Below are 19,577 nucleotides of genomic sequence, written 5' to 3' on the forward strand. Positions count from 1 at the left end.
AACGATGTAAGGATACAAATATTAAGCAGAAATACTGGACCTCAACGCTCATAAGGGATTTCAAGTCGTACGTCTCGACTGAAAATTTTTCGCAAAACTGTCACATCTTTTTTGAAAAGAAACCTTTAGAAAGTTCAATGAATGTGAAGAGGGAGCGGGACTGAGACATTATTATGTCCCAGTCCCTATTATGTAAGAAATGCGAAGTAATTTTTAAATAAATGTAAGCAATTAACGAATATCATTTTAAATATCATTAAAGTTTGTAAATTACATGTAAAAAGTATGCAATGTTTCAATTAATATCCAAAAATATGCTTTTATATCCATTATAATGAATCACAAGCGGTCGGATTAGTCGTGAAAGCTAAGCACCATCAACGCTTCTGACATGTAGCATTCAATTTTCCGCATTACGGAGGTAACGAAGCAATATGGAAGAAAATAAAAGTTTTGATTTTTCAAAGTTATGGGAGATTATCAAGCGCAATTTGAAGTGGCTGATAATTCTACCGATTGTCTGCCTATTATTGAGTGTGCTGTTTACAGCAGTAGCAGTACATCCCAAATACCAAGCAACTTCACAAGTCCTTATCAACAAGAGTGATAAAGGGGATCTAACTATGGCAGAGAAATTCCAAGCAGATTCTCAAATCGTCGCTACATATACTGACATCGCAAAAAGTCCACGTGTATTAGGCAAAGTTGCGGATGAAGTCGGACATGGAGAAGATGCGAATTCGATTTCAGAGAAAGTAGAAATCAGCAATGAGCCTAACTCACAAGTGTTGAACTTTACTGCTACAGACGAAAACAAAAAACGTGCTGAAAAAATTGCAGATCAGTCAGCTGAAATCTTCAAAAAGCAAATCGGCAGTCTTGCTGAAAAAGGTGATATTGAAGTTTTATCTAAATCAGCAGACAATGTTAAATCCACATCCACAAGCATGGGTAAAAATGCCGCTGTCGGCTTTATTGCAGGATTAATTTTAGCAGTTATTCTCATCTGTATTTTGGAATTCTTAAGAAATACAAAAAAGAATAAAACACAGCGCAATGAAACACCGCACACACAACATACGCATCAACGCAGACGTCCTAAAAGAGAAGATTTAACGCAAGATGATATCAATGAGCATGATAGACCTGATGAAGGAAATCATCTACGCTAGTAAACTTATTGCACTATCAGTAGGTTGGGATTCAAATAGAACGCCCGACCTCTTGCTTTTTCAAAGTCACTATAACTTGCATTTAAGACAAAGAGAGAGAACATTAAATTGGGGTGAAAGAAAGTGTCCAAATTACCTGTAAGACAGCAGCGTCTGATATTCTTTTTAATCGTCGATTCACTTATCGTCGCATTTTCTGTCTTCTTAAGCTATTCGATTCTAGAACCATATTTCCGAGGTTATTCATTAAAATTATTAATCCTATCATCAGTGGTATTATTATGTTCGCACCATATCTTCGCTAGTGTGTTCAATTTATATCACCGCGCTTGGGAATACGTCAGTATTAACGAAATGTTTGTTATTGTCAAAGCAGTAACCTGTTCAATGGCTTTAACCGTACTGGTCGTTCCCTTTTTCACACATGAAGGTCCATTTTTGAGATTGTACTTTATCACATGGATGATGCATATCCTCTTAATCGGTGGTTCAAGACTTTCTTGGAGAATCTTTCGCAGAACGCTTAACCGCAGAGGTCGAAAAAGAAAGAATACTTTAGTAATCGGAGCAGGAGAGGGCGGCTCAATGCTGATTCAACAGATGTTGAAACGTCCCGGTATGGACATGGAACCTGTACTTGCAGTCGATGATGATCCGAATAAACAGAAATTAACGATTACAGAAGGCGTAAAAGTCCAAGGTAAAATTGAAGATGTACCTGATTTAGTACGTAAATATCGTATTAAGAAAATCATCATTGCAATTCCGACACTTTCTCAAAAACGCTTACGTGAAATTAATGATATCTGTGAAAACCTCGGCGTTACTGTATTGAAGATGCCGAATATCGAAGAAGTCATGTCGGGTGAACTCGAAGTCAATCAATTGAAGAAAGTCGAAGTTGAAGATTTACTCGGGCGCGATCCGGTGGAATTAGACATGCAGTTGATTTCTAAAGAATTGACCCATCAAACAATTATGGTAACCGGTGCAGGCGGCTCAATCGGTTCAGAAATCTGTCGCCAAGTTTGCCGCTTCGCACCTGCACGTATTATCTTACTCGGACACGGTGAAAACAGTATCTATCTCATTCACCAAGAGTTGCAGAAACAATACGGCGACCAAATTGATATTGTACCAGTCATTGCGGATATTCAAGATAGAGCACGCATGTTCAAGATCTTAGACCATTATCAACCTTACGTGGTCTACCACGCAGCAGCACATAAACATGTACCGATGATGGAATACAATCCAAGCGAAGCTATTAAAAATAACGTGATGGGTACTAAAAACACAGCAGAAGCAGCACGTGCAGCCAGAGTCAGCAAATTCGTTATGATTTCGACCGACAAAGCAGTCAACCCGCCGAATGTTATGGGTGCTTCTAAACGTGCGGCCGAAATGATTGTTCAAAGCATGAACGAAGAGAACTGTAAGACTGATTTCGTGGCAGTGCGTTTCGGTAACGTACTCGGTTCCCGCGGTTCAGTTATTCCATTATTCAAGAAACAAATTGAAGCGGGCGGTCCAATTACAGTGACACATCCTGACATCACACGTTACTTCATGACAATCCCAGAAGCAGCACGACTCGTATTGCAAGCCGGCGCAATCGCAGAAGGCGGAGAAGTCTTCGTGCTCGATATGGGTGAACCAGTTAAAATTGTAGATTTAGCGAAAAACTTAATTCGCTTGAGCGGATACAAAGATGGCGACATCGAAATCCAATTTACCGGCTTACGACCAGGAGAGAAACTTTACGAAGAACTTCTCGACGAAGACGAAATACATCCAGAACAAGTCTACGAAAAAATCTATCGCGGTAAAGTAGAAACAATGGAAAATGAAGATGTACTGCGCATCCTCGATGAAATTATTCATAGCAAAGATTACAAACAAAAACTAATCGACCTCGCCAACCATCGTTACGAAGATAAAAACGGCAAAGTCGACGCACAAGATGAGGGCAACGACGATATCCCGCCCTTTCGCGTGATCAACTAATCAGACACACCTGCTTCGGCGGGTGTTTTCTTTTTGAGAAAAGAAAGAATTGGAGAGTGGAATGGCCCTCAAAAGTGTGGTCTAATACTCGTTTCGGATAAAATCAGCTACAATTTCGACAATTTCAGAATATTGTAGGATGATTTAACCAAGTTCATTATTGACTATTGAATATGAAACTCATAATATTAGGTATAATGGAAACGTTTTAGAGTACGGGGCTGTATCAGACTTAAACGCAGGAACATACATAAGATTTACTCTAAATCAGTACCTGCTTTCCCGGCTCTTTTTTACAAAGGAGAATTTAAATGTCTAAGATTAAAAAAGCAGTTATACCAGCAGCAGGATTAGGGACAAGATTCTTGCCTGCCACGAAAGCAATGCCTAAAGAAATGTTGCCGATATTAGATAAACCTACTATTCAATATATTGTGGAAGAAGCGGCACGTGCGGGTATTGAGGATATCATCATCGTCACAGGTAAACATAAGCGTGCTATTGAAGATCATTTCGATAACCAAGTGGAATTAGAGAATAACTTGCGTGAAAAAGGTAAGGATGACTTGTTAGAAAAAGTACAACATTCTACACAATTAGCTAATATCTTCTATGTGCGCCAACGTGAACAAAAAGGTTTAGGTCATGCAATTTGGACAGCGCGTCAATTTATTGGCAATGAGCCGTTTGCGGTATTGTTGGGCGATGACATTGTTGAATCTGATACACCAGCGATTAAACAATTGATGAATATGTATGAGGAAACTGAAAAATCCGTGATTGGTGTGCAGTCTGTACCTGAAGATGAAACGCATCGTTATGGTATTGTTAAGCCTGAAGGTCATGAAGGGCGTTTATATGAAGTAGAAAAATTTGTGGAAAAACCAGCGCCAGGTACTGCGCCATCAAATTTAGCAATCATGGGTCGCTATGTGTTGAAACCTGAAATCTTTGATTATTTATCAACTCAAGATAAAGGCAGCGGCGGCGAAATTCAATTGACAGATGCGATTGAGCGATTGAATCAAGATGATAAAGTATACGCTTATGATTTCGAAGGCCAACGCTATGATGTCGGTGAAAAAATCGGATTTGTTAAAACAACAATTGCTTATGCATTAAAAGATGCAGAAATGAAAGATGAAATCGAAAGTTATATTAAAAATTTAGATTTGTAATAGGTGGAAGTAGAGGAGGAGCTAAGACATTATGATGTCCTAGCTCCTTCATTTGTGTGGGCGTTGTGTAGATAAAAAGTGTGCAGGCGCAGGATATTGGCCAAGAATGGTGGGCAACGTGTCCAATAAACGGATATATTGGCCAAGAATGGTGGGCGACGTGTCCAATAAACGGATATATTGGCCAAGAATGGTGGGCGACGTGTCCAATAAATGGATATATTGGCCAAGAATGGAACGAACGTGTCCAATATTCAGCCACCGCCCTCATCCCGCCGCCCCAAACACCCACCACATTAATATTATGAATTTTTCTTGAAGAACGTTATTAATTAACGGTATAGGGTAAATTAATAATGAATAAATTATTAAACAACTTTTTCAAGAAAGAGTGATGTATATGTATAAAAATATCTTAGTACCATTCGATTTCGGCAATGCTTTCAATAATGTTCCAGAACAATTGAAGAAACTTACAAATGGTGAAGAAGATGCCAAAATCACCGTCTTTAATGTCATTTCTGAAACAGATTTAGCAAACTATGTGCGTTACCAAAATAAACATTTTGAAGAAGTAACTAAAGAAAAAGAAGAAGATATGCAACCTTTTGTGAAAAAGCTCGAAGAATTGAATTTACCTTATGAAATTGTATTTACAGTGGGTTCTCCGACAACAGAAATTTTAACTGATTTAGAATCTAATAAATACGATATTGTGGTCATGAGTAATAAACGTTCTCGTGTAGAATTAAAACACGTATTAGGTCATGTTACTCATAAAGTGGCTAAACGTTCTAATACACCTGTATTGATTGTAAAATAATAATAAACAAAAAAACCGCTTCGGCGGTTTTTTTTCATGTCTGCTTTTAGGAATAAAAAAGGGGTAAATAAACCGAGAAGGAGTGAAGAAATGATGGAAATATTAAAGTATCAAGATTGGAAAGATGAACAATTGACCCTGCACTTGATCACTCAGATTCTAGGCAAGTATAAAATTGCTTGCGCGTATCAACGACCTCAATGGGAACATGTGACTTTAGATATCACAACAGAAGGCTTAACTACAGGTATACTTTATGTTGACGATAAACACTTCTCGATTGATATCAATTTATTAGACGATTTGATTGAAGTTCGTGTGAATCACGAAAAAACAGCTTTTGCCCTAGAAGATGGTAAAACAGTTCAAGATTATTTCAAACAAATAAAAGGTACCTTAGATGATTATGATATTAAAGTACAATTGAATCCAGCGCCCCAAGAGATGAAAAATAAAATTCCTTTAGATGAAGATACAACACATCATCACTATAATCACGATATTGCGGTGAAGGCTCTAGAATTAATGCAATATGCAGAGCGTTCTTTAAAACGCTTTATCCATCCTTTACGCGCTAGAACTGCAGGCCCTGCATTTTTCTGGGGAACTTTCGACATTTCAGCTATTGTGGTCAACAATCAATTTCATGAAGAATTTAAACCAGCACAAGTCATTGAATATGGAGCATTTGATGAGGAAATGATTGAATTTGGTTTCTGGTTCGGCGGCGGCGATTTTGCAGGCCCTACTTATTTCGTATTGCCTTATCCTTTTGTAGATAAAGACTTTACCTTCCAGGCTTCACTACCTGAAGGCGCGCGTTTTGACCAAACTTTGACAGAGTTTGTCTATGAATTGCAACGTGGAGATTTAAGAGAATTAGATACGATTAAAGCAGTCTTTGAAAGCGGCTTTGCCATCTTTGGTGAACATCTTAAATGGCCAGACCTAGATCATAGTGAAGTGCCGATGCATATGCCGCCTAATTTGCATACGAATAAAGATGCATAGCATGCTGCGATTAAATCATATATAATGAATTTAATCGTGTGTTTCGACACCTGAAAAGAATGAACAGAAAGGGCGACAGCAATGATAGAAATGGATGGCATTGTTGCCAAAATGAAAAACCAAAAAATTAATTATGATCGTGTATTAAAGAAAATGATTCAACAATGGGAGCGTACTGATGAACGCCCAAAAATTATGCTGCATAGTTGTTGCGCACCTTGCAGTACTTATGTATTAGAGTTCTTGTCCCAATATGCAGATTTAGCAATTTATTTTGCTAATCCCAATATTCATCCTAAAAAGGAATATGAACGCAGAGCTTGGGTACAAAAGGATTTTATAGAAAAATTCAATCAAGAAAATGGGACGAATGTACGTTATATCGAGGCGCCTTATAAACCGCATGAATTCATGAAGATGGCTAAAGAGCGCGGTTTAATGGAAGAACCTGAAGGCGGATTAAGATGTCGTGCATGTTTTGAAATGCGTTTAGATATGGTGGCAGAAGCGGCGGTCGAACATGGCTATGATTATTTCGGCAGTGCATTGACACTTTCACCTAAAAAGAATGCACAGTTGATTAACGAACTCGGTGCGGAAGTTCAGAAACTTTATGATGTCAATTACCTTCCAAGCGACTTTAAGAAAAATAAAGGCTATGAACGTTCATTAGAAATGTGCAGAGATTATAATATTTATCGTCAATGTTATTGTGGCTGTGTCTTTGCAGCACAAGCACAAGGGATTGATTTTAAAGAGGTAAATCAAGCAGCAAAAGCATTTTTAGATACAGTTGAAACAAAATAATAGGTGAAGTGAAAGCAGTACGCTACTAAAAAGGCGTGCTGTTTTTTTAGTGAACACACCGAATAAAGCATGTTTTAAGTGAACCGCTTGTCTTATACTGCTGACCGCTTATCTTAAAAAGATTCTTATTAGTAAGGTGTTTTGGTTTAATAAAATTAAGGAAGGAGCTGTGCTTATGAAAGTAAATTGTTATTTTTCTCAAGATGAAGAAGATGAACGTGTGGAAATTTATGCAAAAGATGCTTCGCAAAAAATTAAAGAAATTATCGCATGTGCCGAACAAGATGAGACACTCATCACTTTAACTGGTAAAAACCAATATCAGCGTGTTTTTCAATTACCGATTGAAGAAGTATTACAGATTAAAGCAGAAAATAAGAAATTATATGCTTGGACACCTACACAATGCTTGCAAATTTCAAAGCCTTTATATGAATTAGAAGAGATACTTCCGCATTATTTCATTAGAATTTCAAAGTCAGAGATATTGAATATTCGTAATATCAAATATTTGAGTGTAGGTGCGAATGGCATGATTCATATTACGTTGAAACATGGAGAAGCCACTTATTCCTCAAGACGTTATTTAAAAAAATTGAAGGCGAGGTTAAAATTATGAAAAAAATAATGAAACCACTTATGAATGATTTTTGTATAGGCGTTGTTATCGGCACAATATTATCAGTCATATTTTCCAGCATTTTTGGACAAGGACACTATTCTCCGGTATCGCCTGTTTCATTGATGGGACATTTATATGAAACTCATTTGTCTGAACCTATGATTATGTTGATTGCAGTCGTTATATGGGGATTGATTGGTGTGTTATTTGGTTTAGCGAGTATGATTTACGACGCTTCAGATTGGAGTTTATTAAAAAAGACAGTTCTCCATATTGTCATTTGCTATATTGGATTTCTGCCCCTTGCCATATTAGCAGGATGGTTTCCATTAACTTTAGCTGACATCTTATTCTTCACAGGTATTTTTATCTTCGTGTATGCCATTATATGGGTAGTGAATTATTTTAAAAACAAAGCTTTAGTAGATGTGATCAACAAAGAATTGAAGCAATAACCAAAAAAAGAGAAGGCTTGGGGAAACCTTCTCTCGCAGTTTAACAATATCAATTTTTTATCAGGAGTTATGTCGGACCCTAAAGGGGAGGTGTCCGGCACAATGTTATCTTAGTATATTTAATAGGAGTGCATTTAATAGGATTGTTGTTAATGCTTGATTACTTACTTTGCCTACAATTATAAGGGGTAATCAATTCTTAATTCAGTGAATCCGATGTCGAATCCTCTACCATTCGAACTGTCTTCATGTGAATTAAGCATTAAAGTTCATGATACAAATGTTTCAACAATCAGCAGATCTTCACAAATTATATTCAAGACTTGTTTTATCATGCAGACCCAAACAGGGATTTATTGGGAGTTGGTTGAAAACGGTTGGGGAGCCGGTTTCAATAACGAATGTGTCTGCCGTTTGTTGAATGCTGTGAGCTTGGGGAAACTCACTCATGATTCATTGCTTGAATATAAAATTGTGCATGCCCACTGTATCTACGGGGGAGCCGACACAGTGTATTATCTTCTGAAAATCGAAAGTCACCTCCTGAAATATACTTGATGCTGCCTTATTACTACGTGGGGTAACGTAGGGATCAATAAGGAGCAGCGATACAGAGACTCCTACCACAGCATCTCTGTATCTAAATCTACTCTAAGTTGCAGAATCTAAGGTGATCTCGTTCACTGCTAAGCGTCTAGGTTAGAAAACTCACTGAATCCTCCAACCTTCGCTAAATGAAATAATTGAATAGATAGCGTTGCCAAAAGCGCATATCCATCAACTGTTCATTTCTCTACGTTCTCTTGAACAGCGCATCCGCTTACAACAACTTTGTTATCTATTTCACATATAACTCTAACAAAGAATGTGATAAAAATCACTAAATATGGTATAAAATTATTTGCACATGTGACGTTATTGTGAACCTGTTTAAATTGCTGTAATATTCATAAATTACTGTTCTATCACAGTAATGTTTTTTGACAGTGAAAAAAATTGCAAAACACACAATTTGTTTGTAGCAAGAAAGCAAGGGTATTTCAGAAAGTGAAGCGGAAAAATTTTTTGAAAAGGAAGGGAACTAGCATGGCTATTAAAATTGAACGTATTTATGAAGATAAAGCACAAAATGATGGTGTGCGTGTACTTGTCGATCGTGTTTGGCCACGTGGCATGTCTAAAGAGAATGCGAATTTAGATGAATGGATGAAGAATATCGGACCCAGCACAGAGTTGCGGAAATGGTTCGGACATGATCCTGATAAATTTGATGATTTTAAAAAGAAATACATTGATGAGTTGAAAAATAATAAAGAGCAGCACGAAGAATTGAAAGTATTAGAAGGTATCATTAACGATGCGCGTAAAGATGTAGTGTTGTTATATTCGGCTAAAGATGAAGAACATAATCAAGCGGTAGTATTGCAAGAATATTTAAAAGAACAAGGCTATAAATAATTGCTGGCGCGAAGCAAAAAATTATTTCGTAGTCCCGCCCCGGCACCCGGCCAAGTCTGCTAGTATAATACACAGAAGTTGAGACATTCTATTGTCTTAGCTTCTTATTTTTTGCAAATAAAACGATTGCTGTTCTAATACACTATCTATCGTATAGTACAAATATATAATACAGTTTCACAACCTTGACACACCTTGTTTAATTCTTTCGGAAATTAAGTGATTTTTTTCACAAAAGTCCGTATACTCATTTGTGAAAACGGTAACAAGCTTTAACACATCACATTAAATCCAATGGAGGGATTATTATGGTTGAAACAATGAAAGAGAAAACGACGCCATGGGCAAGCTTTAAACGAGGTAAGTGGGCTTCAGAAGTAGATGTGAGAAACTTTATTCAATTGAACTATACGTTGTATAACGGAGATTCATCATTCTTGGAATCACCTACACGGGCTACAAGTGATTTATGGAATCAAGTGATGGAATTAACACGTGAAGAACGTGAACGCGGCGGCATGTGGGATATGGATACTAAAGTCGCTTCGACGATTTTGTCGCATAATGCAGGCTATTTGAATGAGGAGTTAGAACAAATCGTGGGCGTTCAAACTGATAAACCATTCAAACGTTCCATGCAGCCATTCGGCGGTATTCGTATGGCGAAAGCGGCTTGTGAAGCATATGGCTATCATTTAGATGAAGAAACAGAGCGTATTTTTACGGATTTACGTAAAACACATAACCAAGGTGTCTTCGATGCCTACTCAAAAGAAATGTTGGCTTGTCGTAAAGCGGGTATTATTACTGGGTTGCCTGATGCATATGGTCGCGGTCGTATTATCGGAGATTATCGTCGTGTTGCTTTGTATGGTATTGACTTTTTAATGGAAGAAAAATTGAAAGACTTTAATAATATGTCTACTGAAATGGATGAAAGCACAATTCGATTACGCGAAGAGTTATCCGAACAATATCGCGCTTTGAAAGAATTGAAAGTATTAGGAGAACGTTATGGATTCGATCTCAGCCGACCTGCAGAGAACTTTAAAGAAGCGGTACAATGGCTATACTTGTCATATCTTGCTGCAATTAAAGAACAAAATGGCGCTGCAATGAGTTTAGGACGTACGTCTACCTTCTTAGATATTTATGCAGAACGTGATTTACAAGCGGGTGTATTAACTGAACGTGAAGTACAAGAAATTGTCGATCACTTTATTATGAAATTGCGCTTGGTGAAATTTGCACGTACTCCGGATTATAATGAACTATTCTCAGGCGATCCGACATGGGTAACTGAATCAATCGGCGGTGTAGGGTTAGATGGACGCGCTATGGTCACTAAAAACTCCTTCCGCTTCTTACACACTTTAGATAACTTAGGACCTGCTCCAGAACCGAACTTGACAGTACTCTGGTCGCAACGCTTACCTGAAAAATTTAAAGCATATTGTGCGGAAATGAGTATTAAATCCAGCTCTATCCAATATGAAAACGATGACTTGATGCGCGAAAGCTATGGTGACGATTATGGTATTGCCTGCTGTGTATCTGCAATGCGCATCGGCAAACAAATGCAATTCTTTGGTGCACGTGCTAACTTAGCGAAAACATTGCTATATGCGATTAATGGCGGAAAAGATGAAAAATCTGGCATGCAAGTCGGCCCAGAATTTGTACCGATTGATTCTGAAATACTCGATTATGATGAAGTGTATGCGAAATTCGATCAAATAATGGAATGGTTGGCTGGAGTTTATATCAACTCATTAAATATCATTCACTATATGCACGATAAATATAGTTATGAACGCATCGAAATGGCCTTGCATGATACAGATGTTCATCGCACGATGGCAACTGGTATTGCAGGACTCTCTGTAGCAGCCGACTCATTATCCGCTATTAAATACGGACAAGTCAAAACGATCCGTAACGAAGACGGCTTAGTTGTGGACTTTGAAACAACTGGAGATTTCCCTAAATACGGAAACAATGATGCACGCGTAGATGACATTGCGATTGAATTAGTGAAATCATTTATGAAAAAATTGCGCAAACATAAAACATATCGTGATTCCGAACACACTATGAGTGTGTTAACGATTACGTCTAATGTAGTATATGGTAAAAAAACAGGCAACACACCAGATGGACGCAAAGCTGGCGAACCATTTGCACCAGGTGCGAATCCTATGCACGGCCGTGATGAACATGGTGCATTAGCATCGTTGTCATCAGTTGCTAAAATTCCATATGAATACTGTAAAGATGGTATATCTAATACATTTAGTATTGTGCCGAAGTCTCTTGGCAAAACAGACGTTGAACAAAATCACAACTTAGTTTCTGTCTTAGATGGTTATGCAATGCAGCATGGTCACCATTTGAATATCAACGTCTTCAATCGTGAAACATTAATCGATGCTATGGAGCATCCGGAAGAATATCCGCAACTCACAATTCGCGTATCCGGCTATGCGGTTAACTTTATTAAGTTGACACGCGAGCAACAACTCGATGTTATATCAAGAACATTCCACGAAAGAATGTAGTGGAGTAGTGTGAAGCAGGTGTGTGGAAAGGGTGAAGCGGCCGTGGACGAGAATCTAGACATAAGATTTTGAGAAGGGAGAGGGACAGAAATAATTTTGGATAAAATTATTTCGTCTTCCCGCCCCGGCAAGGCTAACTAGAATAGAAAAAGCTTGGAACAAGCGCATTTTCTATTCAGATAGCTACTGTCAGTCTAGAAAAGGATGTAATCTAGACACAAGTTTTTAAGAAGTGTCTAGAAAAGGATATAATCTAGACACAAGATTTTAAGAAGTGTCTAGAAAAGGGCATAATCTGGACACAAGATTTCGAGAAGTGTCTAGAAAAGAGTGTAATCTAGACACAAGTTTTTGAGAAGTGTCTAGAAAATTCCGCAACTCGCAATCCGCTTTCCCATACACGCCCGACGCCCACACAACCGCAACACACCACCCAAAATACTAAGGAGGTCTATACAATGGAAGGACGAATTCACTCTGTAGAAAGCTTGGGCACGGTCGACGGGCCAGGCCTACGATATATCATATTTACACAAGGCTGCTTATTGCGTTGCCTCTATTGCCATAACCCTGACACTTGGAATTTGACCGATGCGCCACGCAAAGTGAGTGCAGAGGAACTCGTCGCAGAAATACTTCCGTATCGTCCTTATTTCAGCACTTCAGGCGGTGGTGTCACAGTGAGCGGAGGAGAACCGCTTCTGCAAATGCCTTTCTTAGAACTCCTTTTCCAGCAGTTGAAAGCAGAAGGCATTCACACTTGTATCGATACATCAGCCGGTTGCGTCAACGAAACACCAACCTTTCTCGCGCACCTAGACAACTTGCTCGAATATACAGATCTTATACTGCTCGATCTTAAACACATCGACAACGACAAACACTTGGCACTGACCGGCAAACCTAACCAGCATATCTTGAAATTTGCACAACATTTGTCCGAACGCAAACAACCCGTGTGGATCCGTCACGTCCTCGTTCCAGGGTATACCGATGACGAAGACGATCTCATCCAGCTTGGCAAATTTATCGCTACACTAGACAACGTCGAACGCTTCGAAATCTTGCCATACCATCAACTCGGCGTGCACAAATACGAAGCACTCGGGCAAACCTATCCCTTGGAAGGCGTGCAAGAGCCGAGCGAAGCAGCAGTCGCACGTGCTTACGAACTCGTCAACTTCCAAGGCGCAACACCACTTTCCATTCACTAATATCATCCATCCCGGAGCAGGCACTTGAACCCACTCAAGTGTCTGCATTTGTTATGCTAGAACCAAAGACAAGAGAGGCTGGTGGGACCATGGAAGACTCAGTATTCCAACACATTGCACATCGCTACGATAATGACCCTCAAATTCACCTGACGGGAAAAATTGCGGGAGAGATGGAAGCACGCATGAGTACCCCGCACCGTTTGCTAGACTACGGCTGCGGAACAGGATTAGTAGGTTTGCGCTTTGCGGACGAAGCGGACCACATCATCTTTGCAGATGCAGAGAATGAAATGCTGAAAATAGTACAACGGAAAATTAAGGACTTAGATTTAAAGCATGCAGAAACATTGCATCTTAACGTAGTCGAGGATAAGCTGCCTGATATACAAGTCGACACCATTATCATGTCCTTGGTAATGTTGCATGTTTCAGATACCCAAACGTTGTTAAAACAATTGTTCAAATTGTTTGAGCCAGGCGGTCAAATTCTAATAGCAGATTTTAATTACAACGAGAACGTCAGTCATCCGCTTATTCATTCAGGCTTTACACAAGAAGAAGTCAAAGCACAATTGGAAAAGGCAGGGTTCACGGACCCGACGATCCATACTTTTTACCAAGGCGAAAAAATCTTTATGAATCAAGATGCATCACTATTTTTAGCAAAGGCAAACAAATCATAACCAACAATATTTGACATTTATGTGAAATCTTCATTAAACTATTTGTGTTGTTAAAATGGATTTAAAATTATATTTGATTCATAGATGCATTTGAGCAATTGAAAATTTAAGGAGGGTTTTAAATGTTCGATAAAATTTTAACATCCCTAAAAGTTGGGGAACTTACAGTGGATACACGTTTGGAAAAAGCTGAATTCAAAGCTGATGAAACAATCTCTGGGAAAGTTGTTTTAAAAGGTGGAGACAATGATCAGCAAGTCGCAAGAATCAGATTGACATTGCTTGAACCAAAAGAAGGTTCTGATGAAAATAAAGATTTCGGCGAATCTGATAAAGTCTTGCAAATGGGTTCTGTTGCAAAGTAAAAAAATATAGCTAACCACTAATTTATCATGTCAGTGTTCGCTTAACTTGCTAGCATGATGCTAATTTCGTGGCATGGCGAAAATCCGTAGATCTGAAGAGACCTGCGGTTCTTTTTATATAGAGCGTAAATACATTCAATACCTTTTAAAGTATTCTTTGCCGTATTGATACTTTGATATCTTGTCTTTCTTACTTTAATATGACGGTGATCTTGCTCAATGAGATTATTCAGATATTTCGATGTACAATGACAGTCAGGTTTAAGTTTAAAAGCTTTAATGACTTTAGCCATTGCGACCTTCGTTGAAGGTGCCTGATCTGTAATTACCTTTTGAGGTTTACCAAATTGTTTAATGAGACGTTTGATAAACGCATATGCTGAATGATTATCTCGTTGCTTACGCAACCAAATATCTAATGTATGTCCCTCTGCATCAATGGCACGATATAAATAACTCCATTTTCCTTTTATTTTGATGTACGTCTCATCAATACGCCATTTGTAATAAGCTTTTTTATGCTTTTTCTTCCAAATTTGATATAAAATTGGGGCATATTCTTGAACCCAACGGTAGACCGTTGAATGATGAACGTTTACACCACGTTCCCTTAATATTTCAGATATATCACGATAACTCAATGCATATCTTAGATAGTAGCCAACGGCTACAGTGATAACATCCTTGTTAAATTGTTTATATCTGAAATAGTTCATACAGAAGACTCCTTTTTGTTAAAATTATACTATAAATTCAACTTTGCAACAGAACCCACGGTAATACCTGCTGTACCGCCACCTACAATAACAATTTGATAATATTTACTCATTTTTCCACACCCTTAAATTATTTTAATGATTCTGGAAAATCTTTATATCCTTCTCTAATATTCACGACATTTTCAAATCCTTTATTTTCTAAGATACCCACTGCGATTGAACTTCTAACTCCTGACTGACAATGTACGTATATTTTATCTTCTTTATTAAATGGAATATTTTCATTTAATAATTTACCATGTGGAATATTGACTGCTTGATCTAAGTGTCCATTATTCCATTCTTCATCATTACGTACGTCGAGTACATTTGCTTCTTCACCAGTCATATCAGCGCTGTGGATGGATTGTGTTAGAACTTCTGATTTTGGTAAACGATAGCCTGCTACATTGTCAAAACCAATTAATTGTAAAGTATGCGTTGCTTGCTCAACTGTAGATTTATCTCCAATTAAATCTACATCTTTTTCAAAATCTAAATACCAACCGATCTGGTTAATAAAGTTTTTGTTATAAGGAATATTGATTGTTCCTTGTGTATGGCCACCGTGAAAGGCTTCTTTGCTACGAAGATCAAATGCTATTCTTTCATTATCTAAACTAGGATAAACGTTGTATGGTTGATACAAGTTCATACCAAACTGATTGATTTGTTTCATCTGTGCAAAGTGATGGGGTGGCGCTGGTTGATTTGATGTTAATGTTTCAATGAATTTGGTTTCATCAGTTTCATTAAATGCCCAGTTATTTATTTTTTCATAACCTAATGTAGACATTGGTACGGCGCCTAATGCTTTGCCACAAGGACTTCCAGCACCGTGACCTGGCCAAATTTGAATATAATCTGGTAAATCTTTAACACTTTCTAGAGATTGATACATTTGTTTCGCACTAACTTCTGTAGAACCTTCTATTTGAACTGATTTTTCTAGTAAATCAGGTCTACCGATATCACCAACAAAAATAAAGTCACCACTAAATATACCCATTGGAACGCTTGATCCGCCACCTTCATCAGTGAGTAAGAAACTGATACTCTCAGGGGTATGACCAGGTGTATGCAATACTTCTAATTTAATGTTACCTACATGAATAATATCTTGATGGTTAACAAAATGTGTTTGTTCTGGCATATTACGATAACTTAATTCATCGTCACCTTCTCCAGATACATATACGTTTGCATTCAATTGTTCTGCCACATCTCTAATGCCTGAAGCAAAATCAGCGTGGATATGAGTTTCTGCAGCTTGTGTAATTGTAAAACCTTCACTATCTGCAACTTCCATATATTTTGTTAAGTCACGTACAGGGTCAATTATTATTGCCTCTCCTGTGCGTTGACAGCCAACTAAATAAGATGCTTGAGATAAATTATTATCGTAAAATTGTTTGAAAAACATATAAAAAACTCCTTATTTTAATAGATTTAATTAAATAAATAAATTATGACTCGCGTTTTCAGTATCGCCTATATAAGTACCTACACCGCCGTACTCAACTTCGTCTCTTAATTCTTCTTTTGTAATGCCCATGACCTCCATGCTCATGGTGCATGCGATTAATTTAATATCTTGAGCTATCGCTTGATTAATGAGTGATGGTAATGAATCAACGTTTTTCTTTTTCATTACGTAACGCATCATGATATTACCTAAACCGAACATATTCATTTTAGAGAGTGGCATTTTCAAAGGTGTTTTTGGCAACATAAAATCAAACATTTTTGCGATACCTTTCTTTTTAACGTTAACTGTTTGCGCTTTTTTCAATGCGTTAAGTCCCCAGAAAGTAAAGAAGATGGTTACATCTCTTCCTGCAGCTTTAGCACCATTCGCAATAATCATTGCTGCCACTGCTTTATCTAATTCTCCACTAAATAGTACAATTGTAGTGCCTTTAGACGTGTGACTCACTTCTAAATTTTTGGGTTGTCCTTTTTGAATAATTGCTTTAATTTCATTGTCGCCCTCCTCAAGTCTTACTAATACGTGTCCCGTTTGTTTCGCCCAACTTTTAATATCACTTGCGAATCCTGGATCTGTGACTGTAACCTCAATTTGGTCACCTTCTTGAATATTTTTTATTTCTTTACTGATATTTACAATAGGGCCTGGACATTGAAGACCACTATAGTTAAATTTTTTACGCTCTACTTTAATTTCTACATTTGTCCTTTCTTCTTTTGTATCATCGCTGACGTTTTTTTCTTCATATGCTTTATAGCCGCCCTCTAAATTTACAACGTCATAACCTTGTTCAGCTAAATATTTACTAGCTTTAGCACTTCTGTTACCACTTTTACAGTGTATATAATAGGTTTTATTTTTGTCTTTATTGAATGACTCAATCTCATCTACAGGATGCAGTATAGCACCATTGATATGCCCTAATTCATATTCTTCTTGTGTTCTTACATCAATCAATTGACCTTGAGAAGTTAATTTTTCTAACTCTGATTTACTTAAATCATTAATGTGTTTTTCATTATATTGTTTCATAATAACCTCCTGTTAAATACCTATGGGGGTATGTTAAAAGATATAACTCTTTTTGTCAAATACCCCCTCGGGTATTTGACAAACTTTTTTTATTTTATTACTATGACTATATTCAATTAAAAGTGGAGGAAATTACTATGAATTATGATAAAAACATGATCAATCGTATTAATAGAGTACAAGGACAACTCAATGGAGTTATTAAAATGATGGAAGAAGAAAAGCATTGTAAAGATGTGATTACGCAACTTAGTGCTTCAAAAAGTTCATTACAAAGATTAATGGGGATTATTATTAGCGAAAATTTAATCGAATGCGTCAATTCAGCTAACGATAACAATGAAGATTCACAAGAAATAATTAATGAAGCTGTTAACTTATTGGTGAAAAGTAAGTAATGGACATTATAACTGTTATTATCATGTTGCTCATTGGAGTATTCGGGGGGTTTATATCTGGGCTAGTAGGTATAGGCGGGGCTATCATTATTTATCCAGCTATTTTATTGTTGCCACCACTATTTGGGGAACCTTCATATAGCGCATATATAGCATCAGGACTTACTTCTAGTCAAGTCTTTTTTAGTACCTTAAGTGGCTCTTTGAAAGCAATGAAAAAATCAGAATTCTCACCCCAATTGGTTTTTTATATGGGGGGCGGTATGATTATAGGTAGCATGTTAGGTGCGTTGCTAGCAAATTTATTTGATGCTACATTCGTAAATACGGTGTATATTATCATTGCTTTACTTGCATTAATATTAATGTTTATTAACGTGAAATCTAGTACAGACCAGTCTTCCTTTAATAAGCCTTTATTAGTTATTGTAGGTCTTTTCGTTGGTATCATTTCCGGTATAGTTGGAGCAGGCGGCTCCTTTATTATTATTCCTATATTATTAGTTTTATTCAAATTACCAATGAATACAGTTGTTGCTAATAGTATAATAATTGCTTTTATATCTTCAATTGGCGCCTTTATCATTAAACTTATACAAGGTTACATTCCTCTAGAAGACGCGTTATTTTTAATAATAGGAAGTATTATTTTCGCTCCGTTAGGTTTAAAATTAGGTAAAAAAGTTCCTAGTTTTGTACAAAAGTGGATTATCAGTATTTTAATTATTATTGCAATTATTCAAATTGCTTTATAAATAAAAAAGAGAAGTACAAATATTAGTTGTACTTCTCTTTTTTATTTATAAAGTTAAAACATTCTTATATAGCAAGTAAATTAACACCTCTTAATATTAAGTTAAGAGGTTTTGTATCAAAAACGAAGGTTTAAGAGACGGAGTGATTGAGAATGAAGTTGATCGTGAAGCGGCTTATGAAAGTTTGATTAAACAGTCTAAAAGGCTCTCAAATATGTTTGATGAATTGACGAATGTTGCAGCGTTGGAATTACCCAATAAAGAAGCGGTGGAAATGATACAAATCGATCAACTGCTTATTACAATTTTAAGCGGCTACGAACAGCGCATGAAACTAGATTTACGTAATTTAGAAGTGAATTTTTGTAATCAATTTGAACCCTTTAAACAATATCCTCGTCCTTTAGAACGTATTCTAACCAATTTAATAGATAATGCTTTGAAATTTTCTCCCTCAGGCAGTCCCATTAATTTGTCACTGGCTGAAAATCATCAAAACATCGATATTATAATTCAAGATAAAGGAATAGGCATTCAGCCTGAACATCTTTCGCGTATCTTTGAGCGTACATTCAGAGTTGAACATTCAAGGAATAACGAAACTGGAGGTTCTGGTTTAGGTCTGTATATTGCTAACGAATTAGCAGCACAAATCGGTGGAACAATTAAAGCAGAAAGCAACCCGGGTAAAGGCACCAAAATGATTGTTTCGATTCCGAGATTATAAAAAAATAGAGGTTTGGACAATATTTTTGTCCTAACCTCTGCTTTTTAAAAGATAGCGACTAT

At 37.2% G+C, this 19,577-nt stretch carries 19 protein-coding genes; 16 read left to right on the forward strand and 3 right to left on the reverse strand.

Features of this window, described 5'->3' with window-relative positions:
* Positions 1-434: 434 nt before the first annotated feature.
* The 13 genes from CNQ82_RS03350 (at position 435) to CNQ82_RS03415 (ending at position 14,356) form a co-directional block, all read left to right on the forward strand.
* A complete protein-coding gene (locus CNQ82_RS03350) occupies positions 435-1,172 on the forward strand; it encodes a YveK family protein (protein WP_123144087.1) in 738 nt (245 codons plus the stop codon).
* A 123-nt stretch (positions 1,173-1,295) separates the two neighbouring features.
* Positions 1,296-3,179 (forward strand): polysaccharide biosynthesis protein, encoded by a 1,884-nt coding sequence (locus CNQ82_RS03355; protein ID WP_123144088.1) that lies wholly within the window; start codon positions 1,296-1,298, stop codon positions 3,177-3,179.
* Positions 3,180-3,490: 311 nt separating this feature from the next.
* On the forward strand, positions 3,491-4,357 hold the full coding sequence (gene galU / locus CNQ82_RS03360) for a UTP--glucose-1-phosphate uridylyltransferase GalU (RefSeq protein WP_123144089.1): 867 nt from the start codon (positions 3,491-3,493) through the stop codon (positions 4,355-4,357).
* Between the two features lie 400 nt (positions 4,358-4,757).
* Positions 4,758-5,180, forward strand: coding sequence for a universal stress protein (locus CNQ82_RS03370; protein WP_123144091.1), 423 nt, complete (start codon positions 4,758-4,760; stop codon positions 5,178-5,180).
* A gap of 90 nt (positions 5,181-5,270) precedes the next feature.
* The gene (locus CNQ82_RS03375) at positions 5,271-6,191 is read left to right on the forward strand and encodes a DUF5996 family protein (RefSeq protein ID WP_240624919.1); all 921 of its coding nucleotides are present in this window, start codon (positions 5,271-5,273) and stop codon (positions 6,189-6,191) included.
* A gap of 81 nt (positions 6,192-6,272) precedes the next feature.
* Positions 6,273-6,998 carry an epoxyqueuosine reductase QueH gene (locus CNQ82_RS03380; RefSeq protein ID WP_123144093.1) on the forward strand — a complete coding sequence of 242 codons (726 nt, stop codon included), beginning with the start codon at positions 6,273-6,275 and terminating at the stop codon, positions 6,996-6,998.
* 175 nt (positions 6,999-7,173) lie between these two features.
* Complete coding sequence (locus CNQ82_RS03385) at positions 7,174-7,617, forward strand: LytTR family DNA-binding domain-containing protein (protein WP_123144094.1); 444 nt, start codon at positions 7,174-7,176, stop codon at positions 7,615-7,617.
* An 8-nt stretch (positions 7,618-7,625) separates the two neighbouring features.
* Complete coding sequence (locus CNQ82_RS03390; RefSeq protein WP_123145634.1) at positions 7,626-8,075, forward strand: DUF3021 domain-containing protein; 450 nt, start codon at positions 7,626-7,628, stop codon at positions 8,073-8,075.
* A 1,086-nt stretch (positions 8,076-9,161) separates the two neighbouring features.
* Positions 9,162-9,533 (forward strand): DUF488 domain-containing protein, encoded by a 372-nt coding sequence (locus CNQ82_RS03395; protein ID WP_123144095.1) that lies wholly within the window; start codon positions 9,162-9,164, stop codon positions 9,531-9,533.
* 308 nt (positions 9,534-9,841) lie between these two features.
* A complete protein-coding gene (pflB, locus tag CNQ82_RS03400) occupies positions 9,842-12,091 on the forward strand; it encodes a formate C-acetyltransferase (RefSeq protein WP_123144096.1) in 2,250 nt (749 codons plus the stop codon).
* A gap of 458 nt (positions 12,092-12,549) precedes the next feature.
* Positions 12,550-13,305: a pyruvate formate-lyase-activating protein gene (pflA, locus tag CNQ82_RS03405; RefSeq protein WP_123144097.1), complete on the forward strand. Its 756-nt coding sequence runs from the start codon at positions 12,550-12,552 to the stop codon at positions 13,303-13,305.
* A 53-nt stretch (positions 13,306-13,358) separates the two neighbouring features.
* The gene (locus CNQ82_RS03410) at positions 13,359-13,991 is read left to right on the forward strand and encodes a class I SAM-dependent methyltransferase (protein ID WP_123144098.1); all 633 of its coding nucleotides are present in this window, start codon (positions 13,359-13,361) and stop codon (positions 13,989-13,991) included.
* Positions 13,992-14,113: 122 nt separating this feature from the next.
* Positions 14,114-14,356 carry a sporulation protein gene (locus CNQ82_RS03415; protein ID WP_123144099.1) on the forward strand — a complete coding sequence of 81 codons (243 nt, stop codon included), beginning with the start codon at positions 14,114-14,116 and terminating at the stop codon, positions 14,354-14,356.
* 41 nt (positions 14,357-14,397) lie between these two features.
* On the opposite strand, the gene CNQ82_RS03420 is transcribed toward CNQ82_RS03415, so the two are convergent.
* The 3 genes from CNQ82_RS03420 to CNQ82_RS03430 form a co-directional block, all read right to left on the reverse strand.
* The gene (locus CNQ82_RS03420) at positions 14,398-15,072 is read right to left on the reverse strand and encodes an IS6-like element IS257 family transposase (protein WP_001105987.1); all 675 of its coding nucleotides are present in this window, start codon (positions 15,070-15,072) and stop codon (positions 14,398-14,400) included.
* 130 nt (positions 15,073-15,202) lie between these two features.
* Positions 15,203-16,537: a persulfide dioxygenase-sulfurtransferase CstB gene (gene cstB / locus CNQ82_RS03425; RefSeq protein WP_107537789.1), complete on the reverse strand. Its 1,335-nt coding sequence runs from the start codon at positions 16,535-16,537 to the stop codon at positions 15,203-15,205.
* A gap of 30 nt (positions 16,538-16,567) precedes the next feature.
* Positions 16,568-17,635 carry a DsrE/DsrF/DrsH-like family protein gene (locus CNQ82_RS03430; RefSeq protein WP_107537788.1) on the reverse strand — a complete coding sequence of 356 codons (1,068 nt, stop codon included), beginning with the start codon at positions 17,633-17,635 and terminating at the stop codon, positions 16,568-16,570.
* Positions 17,636-17,772: 137 nt separating this feature from the next.
* On the opposite strand from CNQ82_RS03430, the gene cstR reads away from it, so the two are divergent.
* The 3 genes from cstR to CNQ82_RS03445 all read left to right on the forward strand — a co-directional run bounded on the left by cstR (position 17,773) and on the right by CNQ82_RS03445 (position 19,515).
* Positions 17,773-18,033, forward strand: coding sequence for a persulfide-sensing transcriptional repressor CstR (gene cstR / locus CNQ82_RS03435; RefSeq protein WP_037541288.1), 261 nt, complete (start codon positions 17,773-17,775; stop codon positions 18,031-18,033).
* Complete coding sequence (locus tag CNQ82_RS03440; RefSeq protein WP_119535697.1) at positions 18,033-18,788, forward strand: sulfite exporter TauE/SafE family protein; 756 nt, start codon at positions 18,033-18,035, stop codon at positions 18,786-18,788. The genes cstR and CNQ82_RS03440 overlap by 1 nt, the downstream gene beginning before the upstream one ends.
* Before the next feature lie 142 nt (positions 18,789-18,930).
* Positions 18,931-19,515 (forward strand): sensor histidine kinase, encoded by a 585-nt coding sequence (locus CNQ82_RS03445; protein WP_240624920.1) that lies wholly within the window; start codon positions 18,931-18,933, stop codon positions 19,513-19,515.
* The last annotated feature ends 62 nt before the right edge of the window (positions 19,516-19,577 follow it).

Source organism: Staphylococcus debuckii (genome assembly GCF_003718735.1).
In the GTDB taxonomy this organism is placed as follows: Bacteria; Bacillota; Bacilli; order Staphylococcales; family Staphylococcaceae; genus Staphylococcus; species Staphylococcus debuckii.

Bases quoted from the DNA above. Each gene is read 5' to 3' on its own strand.
- CNQ82_RS03350 (WP_123144087.1), top strand. From the start codon at position 435: ATGGAAGAAAATAAAAGTTTTGATTTTTCAAAGTTATGGGAGATTATC.
- galU (WP_123144089.1), top strand. From the start codon at position 3,491: ATGTCTAAGATTAAAAAAGCAGTTATACCAGCAGCAGGATTAGGGACA.
- CNQ82_RS03370 (WP_123144091.1), top strand. From the start codon at position 4,758: ATGTATAAAAATATCTTAGTACCATTCGATTTCGGCAATGCTTTCAAT.
- CNQ82_RS03375 (WP_240624919.1), top strand. From the start codon at position 5,271: ATGATGGAAATATTAAAGTATCAAGATTGGAAAGATGAACAATTGACC.
- CNQ82_RS03380 (WP_123144093.1), top strand. From the start codon at position 6,273: ATGATAGAAATGGATGGCATTGTTGCCAAAATGAAAAACCAAAAAATT.
- CNQ82_RS03385 (WP_123144094.1), top strand. From the start codon at position 7,174: ATGAAAGTAAATTGTTATTTTTCTCAAGATGAAGAAGATGAACGTGTG.
- CNQ82_RS03390 (WP_123145634.1), top strand. From the start codon at position 7,626: ATGAAACCACTTATGAATGATTTTTGTATAGGCGTTGTTATCGGCACA.
- CNQ82_RS03395 (WP_123144095.1), top strand. From the start codon at position 9,162: ATGGCTATTAAAATTGAACGTATTTATGAAGATAAAGCACAAAATGAT.
- pflB (WP_123144096.1), top strand. From the start codon at position 9,842: ATGGTTGAAACAATGAAAGAGAAAACGACGCCATGGGCAAGCTTTAAA.
- pflA (WP_123144097.1), top strand. From the start codon at position 12,550: ATGGAAGGACGAATTCACTCTGTAGAAAGCTTGGGCACGGTCGACGGG.
- CNQ82_RS03410 (WP_123144098.1), top strand. From the start codon at position 13,359: ATGCTAGAACCAAAGACAAGAGAGGCTGGTGGGACCATGGAAGACTCA.
- CNQ82_RS03415 (WP_123144099.1), top strand. From the start codon at position 14,114: ATGTTCGATAAAATTTTAACATCCCTAAAAGTTGGGGAACTTACAGTG.
- CNQ82_RS03420 (WP_001105987.1), bottom strand. From the start codon at position 15,072: ATGAACTATTTCAGATATAAACAATTTAACAAGGATGTTATCACTGTA.
- cstB (WP_107537789.1), bottom strand. From the start codon at position 16,537: ATGTTTTTCAAACAATTTTACGATAATAATTTATCTCAAGCATCTTAT.
- CNQ82_RS03430 (WP_107537788.1), bottom strand. From the start codon at position 17,635: ATGAAACAATATAATGAAAAACACATTAATGATTTAAGTAAATCAGAG.
- cstR (WP_037541288.1), top strand. From the start codon at position 17,773: ATGAATTATGATAAAAACATGATCAATCGTATTAATAGAGTACAAGGA.
- CNQ82_RS03440 (WP_119535697.1), top strand. From the start codon at position 18,033: ATGGACATTATAACTGTTATTATCATGTTGCTCATTGGAGTATTCGGG.